This is a genomic window from Kitasatospora sp. NPDC096128, from assembly GCF_040303105.1.
GTDB lineage: Bacteria > Actinomycetota > Actinomycetes > Streptomycetales > Streptomycetaceae > Kitasatospora.
The window spans coordinates 89,871-102,890 of sequence record NZ_JBEOSP010000012.1; the positions used below are offsets into that span (position 1 = coordinate 89,871).

Annotated in this window: 14 protein-coding genes; 8 read left to right on the top strand and 6 right to left on the bottom strand. The window is 74.7% G+C overall.

Annotated elements, in window-relative coordinates; translation table 11 throughout:
- Positions 1-136 precede the first annotated feature (136 nt).
- The 3 genes from ABTY61_RS15975 to ABTY61_RS15985 form a co-directional block, all read right to left on the bottom strand.
- Positions 137-787 (bottom strand): mycothiol-dependent nitroreductase Rv2466c family protein, encoded by a 651-nt coding sequence (locus ABTY61_RS15975; protein ID WP_350505577.1) that lies wholly within the window; start codon positions 785-787, stop codon positions 137-139.
- Between the two features lie 123 nt (positions 788-910).
- Positions 911-2,482 carry an alpha/beta hydrolase gene (locus ABTY61_RS15980; RefSeq protein ID WP_350505578.1) on the bottom strand — a complete coding sequence of 524 codons (1,572 nt, stop codon included), beginning with the start codon at positions 2,480-2,482 and terminating at the stop codon, positions 911-913.
- A gap of 244 nt (positions 2,483-2,726) precedes the next feature.
- Positions 2,727-2,906 (bottom strand): hypothetical protein, encoded by a 180-nt coding sequence (locus tag ABTY61_RS15985; protein ID WP_350505579.1) that lies wholly within the window; start codon positions 2,904-2,906, stop codon positions 2,727-2,729.
- Between the two features lie 87 nt (positions 2,907-2,993).
- Between ABTY61_RS15985 and ABTY61_RS15990 the strand changes: the two genes are divergently transcribed.
- On the top strand, positions 2,994-3,380 hold the full coding sequence (locus ABTY61_RS15990; protein ID WP_350505580.1) for a PadR family transcriptional regulator: 387 nt from the start codon (positions 2,994-2,996) through the stop codon (positions 3,378-3,380).
- The gene (locus ABTY61_RS15995) at positions 3,377-3,976 is read left to right on the top strand and encodes an HAAS signaling domain-containing protein (RefSeq protein ID WP_350505581.1); all 600 of its coding nucleotides are present in this window, start codon (positions 3,377-3,379) and stop codon (positions 3,974-3,976) included. Before ABTY61_RS15990 ends, ABTY61_RS15995 begins: the two co-directional genes overlap by 4 nt.
- A 289-nt stretch (positions 3,977-4,265) precedes the next feature.
- Here the strand turns inward: ABTY61_RS15995 and ABTY61_RS16000 are convergent, their stop codons facing one another.
- On the bottom strand, positions 4,266-4,943 hold the full coding sequence (locus ABTY61_RS16000; protein ID WP_350505582.1) for a DUF6461 domain-containing protein: 678 nt from the start codon (positions 4,941-4,943) through the stop codon (positions 4,266-4,268).
- 488 nt (positions 4,944-5,431) lie between these two features.
- On the opposite strand from ABTY61_RS16000, the gene ABTY61_RS16005 reads away from it, so the two are divergent.
- From ABTY61_RS16005 to ABTY61_RS16015, 3 genes are all read left to right on the top strand, one after another.
- Positions 5,432-6,820, top strand: a complete 1,389-nt coding sequence (locus tag ABTY61_RS16005; RefSeq protein WP_350505583.1) for an erythromycin esterase family protein — start codon at positions 5,432-5,434, stop codon at positions 6,818-6,820.
- 134 nt (positions 6,821-6,954) lie between these two features.
- Positions 6,955-7,506, top strand: a complete 552-nt coding sequence (locus ABTY61_RS16010) for a DUF4328 domain-containing protein (protein ID WP_350505584.1) — start codon at positions 6,955-6,957, stop codon at positions 7,504-7,506.
- A gap of 134 nt (positions 7,507-7,640) precedes the next feature.
- Entirely contained in the window at positions 7,641-8,276 is a 636-nt protein-coding gene (locus tag ABTY61_RS16015; RefSeq protein ID WP_350505585.1) for a hypothetical protein, read from the top strand.
- A gap of 33 nt (positions 8,277-8,309) precedes the next feature.
- Here ABTY61_RS16015 and ABTY61_RS16020 read toward each other — a convergent pair whose 3' ends face one another.
- Positions 8,310-9,116: a hypothetical protein gene (locus tag ABTY61_RS16020; RefSeq protein ID WP_350505586.1), complete on the bottom strand. Its 807-nt coding sequence runs from the start codon at positions 9,114-9,116 to the stop codon at positions 8,310-8,312.
- Between the two features lie 236 nt (positions 9,117-9,352).
- Here ABTY61_RS16020 and ABTY61_RS16025 point away from each other — a divergent pair, with 236 nt between their 5' ends.
- Complete coding sequence (locus tag ABTY61_RS16025) at positions 9,353-10,561, top strand: MFS transporter (RefSeq protein ID WP_350505587.1); 1,209 nt, start codon at positions 9,353-9,355, stop codon at positions 10,559-10,561.
- 17 nt (positions 10,562-10,578) lie between these two features.
- Here the strand turns inward: ABTY61_RS16025 and ABTY61_RS16030 are convergent, their stop codons facing one another.
- On the bottom strand, positions 10,579-11,589 hold the full coding sequence (locus ABTY61_RS16030) for an alpha/beta hydrolase (protein ID WP_350505588.1): 1,011 nt from the start codon (positions 11,587-11,589) through the stop codon (positions 10,579-10,581).
- A 42-nt stretch (positions 11,590-11,631) separates the two neighbouring features.
- On the opposite strand from ABTY61_RS16030, the gene ABTY61_RS16035 reads away from it, so the two are divergent.
- Both ABTY61_RS16035 and ABTY61_RS16040 read left to right on the top strand, forming a co-directional pair.
- A complete protein-coding gene (locus tag ABTY61_RS16035; RefSeq protein ID WP_350505589.1) occupies positions 11,632-12,114 on the top strand; it encodes a MarR family winged helix-turn-helix transcriptional regulator in 483 nt (160 codons plus the stop codon).
- Positions 12,115-12,232: 118 nt separating this feature from the next.
- The gene (locus ABTY61_RS16040) at positions 12,233-12,730 is read left to right on the top strand and encodes a hypothetical protein (RefSeq protein ID WP_350505590.1); all 498 of its coding nucleotides are present in this window, start codon (positions 12,233-12,235) and stop codon (positions 12,728-12,730) included.
- Positions 12,731-13,020 lie beyond the last annotated feature (290 nt).

The following is a 13,020-nucleotide window of genomic DNA, read 5'->3' on the forward strand; positions in this document are numbered from 1 at the left end:
GCGGGCGGGCCCGGGCAGGACGGGGAGCAGGGCCCAGGGGCCGGAAAGCCGACCGCCCCGCCCCGAGCGGCCGTGGTCGGCCGCCCCCGGGCGGGGCGGATCAGGAACGAGCAGCGCCGGTGGAACGGCTGGCGGGTCAGGAGAAGTCGAGCGACCCCGTCCGGGTCCGCTTGAGCTCGAAGAACTTGGGGTAGCCGGCCAGCAGCCGGACGCCCTCGAAGACCCGCAGCGCGTCCTCGCCGCGCGGGATGGCGCTCAGCACCGGGCCGAAGAAGGCCGTGCCGTCCACGTGGATGGTCGGCGTGCCGACCTCCTCGCCGACCGGGTCCATGCCCTCGTGGTGGCTCTTGCGCAGCGCGATGTCGTACGCGGTGCTGTTGGCCGCCTCGGCGAGCTCCTCGGGCAGCCCGGCGGCTACCAGGGCCTCGCGGATGACGGTGTCGTCGGCTTCCCGGTCCTGGTCGTGGAACCGGGTGCCGAGCTCGGTGTACAGGTCGCGCAGCACGTGCTCGCCGTGCTGTTCGGCGGCGGCGATGCAGACCCGGACGGGGCCCCAGCCAGTGGTCATCAGGCGCTGGTAGCGCTCCGGCAGGTCGGTGCGGCCCTCATTGAGGACGGACAGGCTCATCACCCGGAAGGTGAGGTCGAGTTCGCGCTGGCGGGCGACCTCCAGGATCCACCGGGAGGTGATCCAGGCGAAGGGGCAGACGGGGTCGAAGTAGAAGTCGACCTTGGGGGTGTGCTCGTTCTGGTTCTCGTTCGCGTTCGCGTTCGCGTGCTTGTTCACACGGATGATCTTAGGGGTCGATTGGACCATTGCGCAGGGCCAATCGAATACTTCCGCAATGGGCCACTTGTCCGTCCCGGCGGCTCCTCCGCCCCGGGCCGGTCCTCCGCCCCGGGCCGGCCCTCAGCTGCACGTGGTCCCGTCCGCCGGCACCGTACCGTCCAGCAGGTAGGCGTCCACGGTCTTCATCAGGCACGGGTTGCCGGTGTTGTACCCGCCGTGCCCCTCGCCGTTGAGGGTGACGGTGATGCCGACCCCCGCGCCCAGCTGCTGCGCCATCGCACGGGCGCCCTCGACCGGGGTGGCCGGGTCTCCGGTGGTACCCACCACCAGGATCGGGGCGGCGCCGGGGGCGGCGACCTCCGGGTGGTCGGCCTTGCCCGGGACGGGCCAGCCGGTGCAGCCGGTGAGGCCCCAGGCGGTGAAGGCGCCGAAGACCGGGGAGGCGGTGCGGAACTGCGGGAGCTGCTGTTCCACGTCCTGGTCGGAGTAGCGCTGCCGCGCGTCCACGCAACTGATCGCCCGGTTGGCCGCGTTGAGGTTGTTGTAGTGGCCCTGCGGGTCGCGGCCGAGCAGCGAGTCGGCGAGTTGGAGGAGGGTGTCGCCGGTGCCCGCCTGCATCGCCTCGGTGAGCCCGGAGGCCAGCGCGGGCCAGGTCTGCTGGCTGTACAGGGCCCCGGCGATCCCGGTGACGGCCAGGCTCTCGGTCAGCTTCCGTCCGCTGCTGGTGGGCAGCGGAGCCTGTGCGAGCTGCTGCAGCAGGTCGGTGATCCGCGCGGTGCCCTCGGCGCCGCCGTTGCCGGTCGGGCAGGCGGCCGCCTCCTGGGTGGCGCAGGCCTTCATGAAGTCGTCGAGGGCGAGCTGGAAGCCCTGGGCCTGACCGAGCGCGCTCTGCTCCGGGTCCTTCGTCGGGTCGACGACCGAGTCCAGGACGACCCGGCCGACCTCCTTCGGGAACAGGTGCGCGTAGACGCCGCCGAGCTGGGTGCCGTAGCTGATGCCGAAGTAGGAGAGCTTCTGGTCGCCGAGCACCTGCCGCATCAGGTCGAGGTCCCGGGCCGCGCTCTCGGTGTCCACGTACGGCAGCAGTGGGCCGGAGTTGTGCTCGCAGGCGGCAGCGAACTGCGCGTTGCTGTCGTCCAGCGCCTTGACCTCGGCGGGGGTGTCCGGGGTGCTGTCGACGGCGGCGTTGGCGTCCGCCGCCCGGTCGTCCAAACACTTCACCCCGGCGCTGTCGCCGACCCCGCGCGGGTCGAAACTCACCAGGTCGTAGCGGGTGTTGAGGGAGGCGTAGGCGGACGCCAGGGCGGGCAGGGTGGCCACACCGGAGGCCCCTGGGCCGCCGAAGTTGAACAACAGCGAGCCGATCCGGTGCTGTTCGTCCTTGGCCTTGGTGCGGATGAGCGCGAGGCCGATGGTCCCCCCGTCCGGCTTGGCATGGTCCAGCGGGGCCTTGAGGGTGGCGCACTGCCAGTCGCCCGCGGGCGCGGTGCCGCCGCCCTGCGCGGTGCTCGGGGCCGGGCAGGCCCGCCAGTCCAGTTGCTGGGCGGCCAGGCCGGTGGCGCTCGCGCCGGTGACCGGGGAGGTGGGCGCGGGTTCGGCCGCGGACGGGCTGCCGCCCTGGCAACCGGAGGCGGGAGCGAGCAGCAGCGCGGCCAGGCCGAGCGCTCCGGCGCCGCGGACGACGGATGGCATGGGGCGGTCCACCTCTCGGGTCGGCCGGGCGGTGGTGCCGAGTGCACCGGCGCGTGGCAGGACGGCGTACGCCTGGTGCGTCGGGGAGGCGTACGCCCCGGCGCTCGGCACCGTCGGCGCACCACAGACCCTAGGGGCCGGGGCCCGGCCACGCCTGCCGGAGTCCCCGGACGGGGGGCGTGCGCCGGACGGACTGCCACCCGCCGACCGGGTAAGGGTTCAACCGGCCCACGGCGTGGCCGCCTCACCGCCGGCCGTCGGCGCGCCGCACGGCCCGGCCGGGGTCGGTCGTGGACGGATCGCGGGCGGGCGGCGGGCGGTAGGCGGTGACCGAGGCCCTGCTCGGCGTGCTCGGCGCCAACCCGCGCAAGGGCGTCAGCCACACCGTGGCCGAGTTGCGGGGCGGGCTGCGCGACGTGATCACGGCCGCGATGGTCGAGCTGCGCGACACCACGGCGGACCCGGGCGCCGTCCTCGCCACTACCTTGCTTCGCCTGCTATCTTGCATTGCATGGTACCTGGCATCACAAGCCCGGACGGCGACGACGAGCCCGGCACACCCGACGGCCCGGTCGCGACCCAGCTGCGCAAGGGCGTCCTGGAGTACTGCGTCCTCGCGCTGCTGCGCGACGGACCGCGCTACGGGGTCGAACTGCTCCAGGAGCTCGGCCGGTACCCGATGCTGGCAACCAGCCAGGGCACCATCTACCCGCTGCTGTCCCGGCTGCGCCGCGCCGGGCTCGCCGACACCTTCCTGCGCGACTCGGCCAGCGGCCCGTCCCGCCGCTACTACACCCTCACCGAAGCGGGGCGGGCCGCGCTCGAGGAGTTCACCGCGCTCTGGCCCGCCTTCCGCGCCACCGTCGACCACGTCCTCACCCCGGGAGAGCCCCTGTGAACAGCCCCCTCGAACACCCCCTGGTCCGCGCCCACCTCGACGCGGTCGCCCGCGGCACCGCCATGCTCCCGCCCGAGCGCCGCCGCGAGCTGCTGGCCGACCTGCGCGAACACATCGAGGTCTCGCTCACCGACGCCCCGCTCGGCGAGGACGCCGTCCGCGCCGTGCTGGCGCAGCTCGGCACCCCCCGGCAGATCGCCGACGCCGCCCTCGCCGAGGAGGGGCAGACGCCGCCCGCCCCCGAAACGGCCGGCTGGACGAACCTCACCCTGGCCCTCGCCGTACTGGCCCTGCCGGTCTCCCTGGTCCCGGTCGCCGGGCCCGTGCTCGGGTTCGTCGCGGCCGTCGTCGCCGCCGTCCGGGTGACCAGGTCCCGCCAGTGGACGCGGCGGGAGAAGCGGCAGGCCACCCTGCTCCTGGTCTCCCCGCTGCTGCTCACCCCCGCGATCGCGGTGGCGGCCTCGCTCCTCTCCGCCGGCCTGACCGCCGGCGCCCTGCTCGCCGCCTGCGCCCTGGGCTTCTGCCCGAGCCCGATCGCCGCGCTCCGGCTGTCCCGCGCCGCCGCCCGGGTGCGCACGGCGAGCCTCCCCGCCTGAGTCCCGGGGTACGTCACCGCGCGGCAGCGGAACCTCCTCCCCCGGCGGGCGGGTTGGCGCCTGGGCCGATCGGCACCCCTGGCGGGGAGTTCCGCTCGCTGGAACCTCCCGATCGGCACATGTGCGGCCGGCGGACGGCGGACGAGGATGACGGTCGTCGGGGCCCCGCACGTGGGCCCCGGGGAGGAGTTCCGCCATGACCGTCACGATCGCCATGACCGTCACGACCGCCACGCCCGTCGTCACCATCGCGCCGTCGTCCGCGCCGCCGTCCCCGCCTCTGCCGGGCTCAGCGCGGTTCCAGCCCCGGCCTGCCGCGCACCACGTACGTCGGCAGCCGCAGCTCGCCCAGGACGCCCCGGGGCAGCCGCAGCCCGAAGTGCCGCCCGACCGCGCCGAGGGTCCGCCGCCGGACTCCGGTGGCGGGCCCGCGCCCGGGGGTGCAGGGGGTGACGCCGTCGGCCTCCAGGACGTTCGCGGCGATCAACTCCGGCACCAGCAGGTCGGGTTCCTGGCCCCACCGCCACCGCTCCTGCCCCAGGCCGAAGCCGCACAGCACGGCGCCGTCCCGGGCGTAGTCGAGCAGGGCGGGCGGCTGCTCCGGCATCGGCCGGAAGTGCACCACCTCCGCGCCCTCGCGCGCTATCTCGGTGAGCAGTTCGCCGCCGGTGGAGTCCCCGTACTCGATCGCGAAGGACCAGCCGTCCGCCTCGCCGACCCGGATCACGCCGTCGCCGTCGTCACCGGGTCGGTATGTCTCGATGTCCAGGTCCCAGATCTCCAGCCCGCTGATCGGCCCGGCGGCGGCAGCCGGGTCGGCCCCCATCCGACGGACGAGTTCCTCGGGCGGGATCCCGCGGGCGAACACCACTCCCGCCACTTCGCCATCGGTGTCCGCCAGCCACTGGATGCCGTCACCGCCCCGTTCCTCAGCCCCGCGCGGACCCTCGCCGATGACGTCGATCATGACGCCCCTCCCCTCGCGCCGGGCCTGCGATGGCCAGGCGCAGCCGGTCCGCACCCTAACGGAGATCGCCGACATACAACGGTGAACGGCCGGACGGTGGGCGGCCACGACGAGGAACTCACCCCGGGCGTCCCGTCTCTGCCCCCCGACCTGACGGCCGCGTCCTGCCCGGGCCAGGGAGGACCGGACCGCAGAGGTAGCGGAGAACCGCTCACCCCCGGCCGCCGAAAGGGCCCGCACGCTCAGCCGGGAAGGTCGGCGCGGCACCAGAACGGGCTGCCGGGCGACTCGTCGGTCAGCGCCGTCCAGGTGGCCCCAGGGGAACCGCCCCGGTGCCCCCAGGGGCCCGGGGCGGGTGGGGTTGTCCCCCGGGAAACCCGGCGGCCCTCCCCAGCGCGCCCGTCCCCTCCACAGCGGAGGATCTTCTCACCGGCCCGGACAGCCGGATGAGTTGAAGCAGAGAAGCGAAGAGCCGAGGAGCAGCCATCATGACCGTGACGCGGAGCCCGATCAACCACCGGAACCCGATCAACCGGCGGACCCTGCTGACCGCCACCACGGGCACCGCGGTCGCCGCCACCGCCGCCCTGCTCATCCCGGGGACGGCCGAGGCCGCGGCCACGGCGGGCGCGGTCCCGCAGCCCTCGGACGTCTCCGCCGAACTGGACCGGATCGCCCACTCCTTGCGCTCCACCGAGCCCGATGCCCCGGCCGCCGGCCTGCGGGCCCTGGGCGCGATGATCGGCGACGCCCGGGTGGTCGGTCTCGGCGAGGCCACCCACGGCTCGCACGAGTTCTTCACCATGAAGCACCGGGTGTTCCGCTACCTGGTCGAGGAGAAGGGCTTCACCACCTTCGCCCTGGAGGCCAGTTGGTCGGGGGGTCTGCTGATCGACGCGTTCGTGCAGGGCAGGGGCGACGGCGACGCCCGCCGGCTCGTCCGCCGGGTGATGGCCGGATCGCCCTGGCAGCGACGGGAGTTCGCCGACCTGATCGAATGGATGCGCGCCTACAATCGCAGCGGCCCGCAGCACCCGGTCCACTTCGTGGGCACCGACTGCGGCTTCCCCGCGATCGGCGAGCAACCCTTCTCCGAGGTCACCGCCTACCTGCGGAAGGCCGCCCCCGCCTCGCTGTCGAGCGTCGAGCAGTCGTACGCCGGCCTACGCCCGTTCGCCGACGCCATCGGCTACCTGACCCGCACCCCGCTGCCCGAGCGGCAACGCAACGCGGACCTGGCGCAGCAGGCGCTGGAGCTGGTCACCGCCGCCGGGAAGGACGGCGACGGCGAATACGAGTGGGCCGTCCAGCACGCCCGCAACATCGCCCGGACCTTCGCCTTCTGCACCATGCGGATCGACGACGGCGCCTCCGTCACCGCCGCCCAGGCGCTCCGTGACCGGGCCATGGCCGACAACACCCTGTGGTGGCAGCGCCGCCACGGCGGCAAGGTGCTGCTCTCGGCGCACAACACCCACGTCGGCTACCGGGCGAGCGACCCGGCCCTCTACCCCACGACGCAGGGCACCAACCTGCGCGGGGCACTCGGCGCCGACTACGTCAGCATCGGCTTCACCTTCGGCAGCGGCTCCTTCCTCACCGAGGCCAACCCGTTCGCCGACGACTGGCGGAGCACCACCGTGCCGCCGGCCACGCCCGGCATGAACGAGTACCTCCTCGACCGGGTCCGTCCCCGCGACTACTACCTCGACCTGCGCCAGGCCCCGCCCGCAGCCTGCACCTGGCTGGACACGGTCCGCCCGACCTACACCGCCGGTACGACGTTCAGCAGTACCCCGCTGCCCACCCTCGCCCTCGGCGGCAGCTACGACGTGCTGATCCACCTCCACCGGGTCCACGCGGCCGACAAGCTCTGAGCGCCGACCGTCCGCCCCCGCTGGTAGCCTGCCTCCCCGTCAGCGTCTCGGCCCCGGACCAGCTCCTCCGCCGGGCCCTCCCCGAAAGCCGCCGACCCGCCGTCGAACAGCGCCCGCCCACAGGAAACGGACTCGTGAACGACCTCCGCAAGCCGGCCCTCGGACTCCAGTGGACCGCGGTCCTGTCCGGCCTCTGCTTCGCCCCGGGCGAGGCGCTCGGCCTCGCCCCCGGCGGCAAGGCCGTGGTGGGGCTCATGGCCGTGTTCTTCGTCCTGTTCACCCTCGCGAGCTTCGCCATCGGTCTGCGCTGGTTCCGTCACGCCAGGGCGAACGGCGACCTGCTCACCCCCGGCGTCCAGCCCTTCGGCCCCGGCGTCGCCGCTGCGGGCTGGCTGCTCCCCGGGCTGAGCCTGGTCCTGCGCTGGCCGATCACCCTCGGGCTCTGGCGGGCCACCGGGATACGCAGCGCCCCGACCCTCGTCCACCTCTGGTGCGCCGCCTCGCTCGCCGCCACGGGTGCCGTCCTCCTGGCCCGCGTCCAGGCCCTGCACACTCCCGCCGTGCTCGCGGCCGCCGCCCTCGGCGCGGTGCACCCGGTCCTGTTCGCCGCGGTCGTCCGCCGCATCACCGCCCACCAGGCCCAGGCCCCGGCCCCGGCACCCGCCACCACGGTGCCGGTGGGCTGACCCGTAGCGCCGCCCGGGCCGGACGGGCACCCCGGCGAAGGCTGCGCGGACGGTCTGACATGATCGTCCCCCATCGCCCCCGGCGGCACCGTCCGGCCGGGGCAGCACGACGGCAAGGAACAGCGGAACCGGTCATGAGCGGGAAGAACACGTCGACCCGGGCCTCCGGGCAGCAGGCCCGGGCACGAACGGCCGCGGCCGCGCGGCGGCAGCCGCAGGACTGGGGCACGGCCTTCCTGGCCCTGCTCGTACTCGGCACGGCGACCGTCGCGCTCGGCCTCCTGGGCGGCCGGGCGGCCGCCTCCGGCTTCTCCTACGCGGCCGGGATGAGCGGTCAGCCGGGCGAGCTGACCGTGGAACGCTGCTGGGGCGACAACCCTTCCAAACCGGGCCTGATCACCTCCTGCGCCGGCTCCTTCCACTCCGACGACGGCCGGACGGTGACCGCGGACTCGCCGATCAGCGGCGCCCACCACATCGGCGCCGTCCTGCCCGTCGATTACGGCGGCGGAGGCTTCCACAGCACCGGCCTCACCTATGCCGTCGGCGACCTGGCCGGACTGTTCGCCGTGATTCCGGTCGGCGTGCTCGGCCTGTGGCTGCTCTGCCTGGCCGTCGGCACCACACCGGCCGGCGGCCGGCTCCGGGCGGGGCTGATGCCGGCGAACAACAAGGCGGTGCGCTGCCTCCTGTGGACCGGCATCGGCTGCTTGGTGGCCGCGGGCGCCTGCCTGCTGGTCGGAGTCGTCGGCTGGGCCACGACGCCCTGAGCCGGCCCGCGGGCTGACCCGACTCACAGGGGCTCAGCGGCGGAGCCGGTGGCGCAGGCGGCCGTGGACGAAGAGGCCGGAGAGGACGACGGCACCCAGTCCGCAGAGCGCCAGTGCGATGGCGAGCAGGGTCACGGTGGTCCCGTCGGCGCCCGGGACGTACTCGTACGAGGTGTGGCCGGCGGCGTCGACGGTGACCCGGTCGCCGCCCGGGTGGTCCGAGATGTAGCGGACCATGAGGAGGACGGCTGCGACGCAGCCCGCCGCCCCCGTGAGCAGCAGGCCCCCGGCCCGGCGGGTCCACTCGTCGCCCTCGCGCCGACGGGCGTCCGGGCAGCGGTCGGTGATCGCGGCGCCCAGGGCGGGGGCGGCGGCGGCCAGCCCGTCGATCCGCAGCCGCCCGCCGTCGGCCAGGCCCAGCACGCAGCGGTAGTCGCCGCCCAGCCGCCGGGCCAGGGCGCCGACCGAGCCGCGGCGACGCGGGACGGTGATGGCGGTGATCCGCTCCCAGGTCCAACTCACCCGCCGGCCTGCGGCGTTGCCGTGGACCAGACCGTTGCCGCGCACCTCGAAATACTCCCCCGATCCACCGCGCAGAGCGCGCAGCGCCTGGGTGAGTCCGATCGCCAGTCCGCACAGGCCGAAGCCGAGGGCGCTGCCGACCGCCTTGCGGCCACCGGAGGCGCCGCCGTCCAGGAGCAGGGACCACACCCCCAGCCAGCCGGTGAGCACGCCGATCGACAGGGCCCAGGCGGCGTTGACCAAGCGGGCGCGGTTGTCGACCCGGTGACGGCTGACCAGGTCTCCGAGCGGGTCGGGTAAGGCTGCGGTGTCGGCCACGCCCACCAGTCAAGCAGCGTCGGCCGAACCCCTTCAAGAGCCCGTACCGAGGTAGCCGGGCCCGCCCTGGTCGGAGCCGTGCCGCCGGTCGGAGCCGTGCCCCTTGGAGCCGTACCGCGGGCCGGAGCCGTACTGCCGGCCGGAACCGTACCGCCGGTCAGGGCCGTACCGCCGGTCGGCCCAGCGGGCGCCCGCGCACCCTGGGCCCGCCCGGGGCGCGCGCCTATCGTGGGTCGGTGACTGATCATCGGACGGTCGGACCAGCCGTCGCCCGGTCGGGCTATCTCCTCGCCGCCTTCACCTTCGCGGTCTGCATGACCGGGACCACCTTGCCCACCCCGCTGTACGGGCTGTACCAGGAGCGGATCGGCTTCTCCGAGCTGGCCGTGACGGTGGTGTTCGCCGTGTACGCCTTCGGCGTGATCGGGGTGCTGCTGCTGGTCGGGAACGTGTCCGACGCGGTCGGGCGCCGACCCGTGCTGCTGTGCGGGCTGGTCAGCGCGGCGTGCAGCGCCATCGTGTTCCTGGCGGCGGACAGCGTGCTGCTGCTGTGCGTGGGCCGGCTGCTGTCGGGGCTGTCGGCGGGGGCGTTCACCGGCACCGCCACCGCGTATGTGCTGGAGCTCGCGCCGCCCGGCCGCCGGGGGCGCGCGGGCTTCGTCGCGACGGCCGCCAACATGGGCGGCCTCGGCTGCGGGCCGCTGCTGTCCGGGGTGCTCTCCCAGTACGCGCCGCGCCCCCTGGTGCTGCCGTTCGTGGCGCACCTGATACTGCTCGCCCTGGCCTGCGGGGTACTGCTGCGGCTGCCGGAGACGGTGCCGGGCGCCCGCCCGCTGCGCACCGCCCGGCCGGTCCGGCCGAGTCTGCCGCCGGAGGTGCGGCAGGTGTTCGTGCCGGCCGGGATCGCGGCCTTCGCCGGGTTCTCCCTCCTGGGGCTGTTCACCTCGGTCGCCCCGGCCTTCCTCGCCGAGGGGCTGGGCGTCCACAACCGCGCGGCCGTGGGCGTGGTGGTCTCGTCGGCCTTCCTGGCCTCGACGCTGGGCCAGTTGCTCGTGCCCCGGCTGGGCACCGCGCGGGCCGTCCCACTGGGCTGCCTGGTGCTGATCGCCGGACTGGCGCTGCTGGCGGGCTCGCTGGCCCTCACCGTCCTGGCGCTGCTGGTGTCGGCCGCGCTGGTGGGCGGCGCCGGCCAGGGCATGGGGCTGCGCGGCGCGGTCGGCGAGGTCGCCGCCGCGAGCCCGGCGGAGCACCGGGGCGGGGTGCTCTCGGCCCTCTTCGTGGTCGGTTACTTCGGCATCTCGGTCCCGGTGATCGGTGTCGGCCTGCTCGCCGAGCCGCTCGGCCTGGCCCACGCGGGCCTGGTGTTCGCCGCCTGCATGGGCCTGCTGGCCGCCGCCTCCGGCGCCTATCTGCTGCACCTGGCGAGATCCGGCGCCGGGGCCTGACCCCGCCCCGGCGGCGGCTACCCGGCCGCCGTCCGCACGGGACTCGCGGTGCGCCCGGTGCCTGCGGCCCGCCCGGCCCGGAGCCGCTGGCGCAGGAAGAGGGCGGCGCGGTCGAGCGCCTCGTCCGCCTCGTCGAGGACGCCCGCGAAGGCCTGGAACACGTGCGGCGCGTCGGCGGTGATGTCCAGGATGACGTCCACGCCCGCCTCGCTCGCCCGCGCCGCCAGCCGGGTGGAGTCGTCCAGCAGCAGTTCGTTGGCGCCGACCTGGATCAGCATCGGGGGCAGGCCGGTCAGGTCGGCGAGGACGGCCGGGCTGAGCAGCGGCTGCCGGGGGTCGGCTCCGCCGAGGTACATGGCTCCGGTGCGGTCGAGGGCGGCGCCGGTGAAGATCGGGTCGATGCCCTCCTTGGTCCGCATGCTCGCGCCGCTGCGGGTGGCGTCCAGGCCCGGGGAGAGGGCCAGCAGGGCGGCGGGCTGCGGGAGGCCCGCGTCCCGGGCGGCGAGGCAGGTGGTGACGGCGAGTCCGCCGCCGGCGGAGTCGCCCGCGAAGGCGATGGCCGAGGGGTCCTCGCCGCGGTCGAGGAGGTCGCGGTAGGCGCTCAGGCAGTCCTCGATCGCGGCCGGGAAGGGGTGTTCGGGGGCGAGCCGGTAGTCCAGCGAGTACGCCCCGAGGCCGGTCCTGGCCACGAGGTTCCCGGTCAGCGAGAGGGCGGTCTCGGGCGATCCGAAGACCCAGCCGCCGCCGTGGAAGTACAGGATCGTCCCCGCCCCGGACCCCGGCCCCATCCCCGCCCCCGGCCCGTCGTGGTCGGCCGCCGCACCGCCGTCCTTCGGGTCGACCCGCAGGGCGGGCCGGTCGCCGAGGGTCGTCGACGCGGTGCGGATGGCGTCGCGGGGCACGATCATCCCGGCCATCAACTCCCGGAAACCGGCCCGGATCTCCTCGACCGATCGGGGCTCGGCCGGCCCGGTCGGCGCCGGCTGCCGCAGCATCGCGTCGATCCTGCTGAGCTGTTCCCTGCTCATGGGTACACTCCCTGCCATGTAGCTTCCCGTACACTATATGCCATGGAAGATACTTTGGACGACGATCACGCCGCAACCGACCTCGCCGGATTCTTCGCCGACCTGGTCCGGTGCGAGACGCGCCTGTACAACGCCCTGAACGACCGGCTCCGCGAGCGGCACGGGATCGTCACCTCGCAGTACGAGTTCCTCGGCTACCTGCACCGCCACCCCGGGTGCCGGGTGGCCGACCTCGCCGCCGAGTTCGCGATCGGCGTCGGGGCGACCAGCAAGGGCGTCGACCGCCTGGAGAAGCAGGGGTGGGCCGCCCGCCGGCCGAACCCCGCGGACCGCCGCTCCTCCCTCCTGGTCCTGACCGACGAGGGCACCCGGCTCGTCCAGGAAGCCGAGCAGACCTTCACCGAGGGCCTGACCGAACTGCTCGCGGGCCCCCTCGACGCCCCCGCGCTGTCCTCGACCGCCCGAGCCCTGGCCACCCTGCGCTCCACCCTCGAACGCGACCAGGTCGGCACCCCCACCGGCTGACCGGCACCCGTGCCGACTCCGCCCCCCGCCCCGACGGCATCCCCTACGCTGGCGCCGGGCCCCGGAGCACCGGGCACCGGACGCCGGCCCGAGACACACCGACACCGGGGGGAACCGCGTGATCCGCATACAGCAGCGCACCTACACCTTGATCCCGTGGCCGTGGCGCGTGATGTCCTGGGCCCAGGCGCCCGAGGGGCTGGCGTTCACCCTCTACGACGTCGTCGGCCCGGTGGCGCGCGGCCTCGAGGTGCCCGGCACCCCGGAGGAGGCCGCCCGCTGGAAGGCCGGCCACGACGCCTACCTGAGCCTGCTGCGGGAGGCGGAGGAGACCGTGCGCCACGCCCACGGAGTGCGCTGCCGGTCCGGCTTCATGGTCGACATGCGCTCGGTGCGCCTTCGCCGCTACGGCCTGATGCCCCACCGCAAGGCCCGCTCCCGGCGGCTGTTCGACGCGTGCCTGACCCGGATGCGCAGCTACGAGGAGGCCTACCGGCCGATCCTGGCGGAGATCGAGGCCCGCATCGCGGCGGCCTCCTCCGAACCGGCCCCTTCCGAACCGGCCTCCTCCGAACCGGCCTCCTCCGACACCTCCGACACCTCCGGCGCCGTCTGAACCCGCCGCGCCGACGGGGCCAGGACGGGGGTATCGGGTCCGCAGCCGCGGCACGAACTGCAGCGGTCCGAGGACCAGCGTCAGTGCGGCCGGCCCCGCGTGGGCGACCAGGCTCGCGTAGTAGCCGACGACGCTCCGGTCGATGGGCACGAACGAGGAGCCGATGAGGTACGGCGGCACGAAGACTGCGGCGACACCGACCACCGACACGGCCATCGGGCCCCACCGGGCCCACCGGGCCCACCACCACCGACCTCGGCCCGCGGTCCGCGACGTCACCGTGTCGGCCA

What these genes read in the sequence shown, in the direction of transcription:
- ABTY61_RS15980 (WP_350505578.1), bottom strand. Translation starts at nt 2,482, where the DNA reads ATGCCATCCGTCGTCCGCGGCGCCGGAGCGCTCGGCCTGGCCGCGCTG.
- ABTY61_RS15990 (WP_350505580.1), top strand. Translation starts at nt 2,994, where the DNA reads ATGGTACCTGGCATCACAAGCCCGGACGGCGACGACGAGCCCGGCACA.
- ABTY61_RS16000 (WP_350505582.1), bottom strand. Translation starts at nt 4,943, where the DNA reads ATGATCGACGTCATCGGCGAGGGTCCGCGCGGGGCTGAGGAACGGGGC.
- ABTY61_RS16005 (WP_350505583.1), top strand. Translation starts at nt 5,432, where the DNA reads ATGACCGTGACGCGGAGCCCGATCAACCACCGGAACCCGATCAACCGG.
- ABTY61_RS16015 (WP_350505585.1), top strand. Translation starts at nt 7,641, where the DNA reads ATGAGCGGGAAGAACACGTCGACCCGGGCCTCCGGGCAGCAGGCCCGG.
- ABTY61_RS16030 (WP_350505588.1), bottom strand. Translation starts at nt 11,589, where the DNA reads ATGAGCAGGGAACAGCTCAGCAGGATCGACGCGATGCTGCGGCAGCCG.
- ABTY61_RS16035 (WP_350505589.1), top strand. Translation starts at nt 11,632, where the DNA reads ATGGAAGATACTTTGGACGACGATCACGCCGCAACCGACCTCGCCGGA.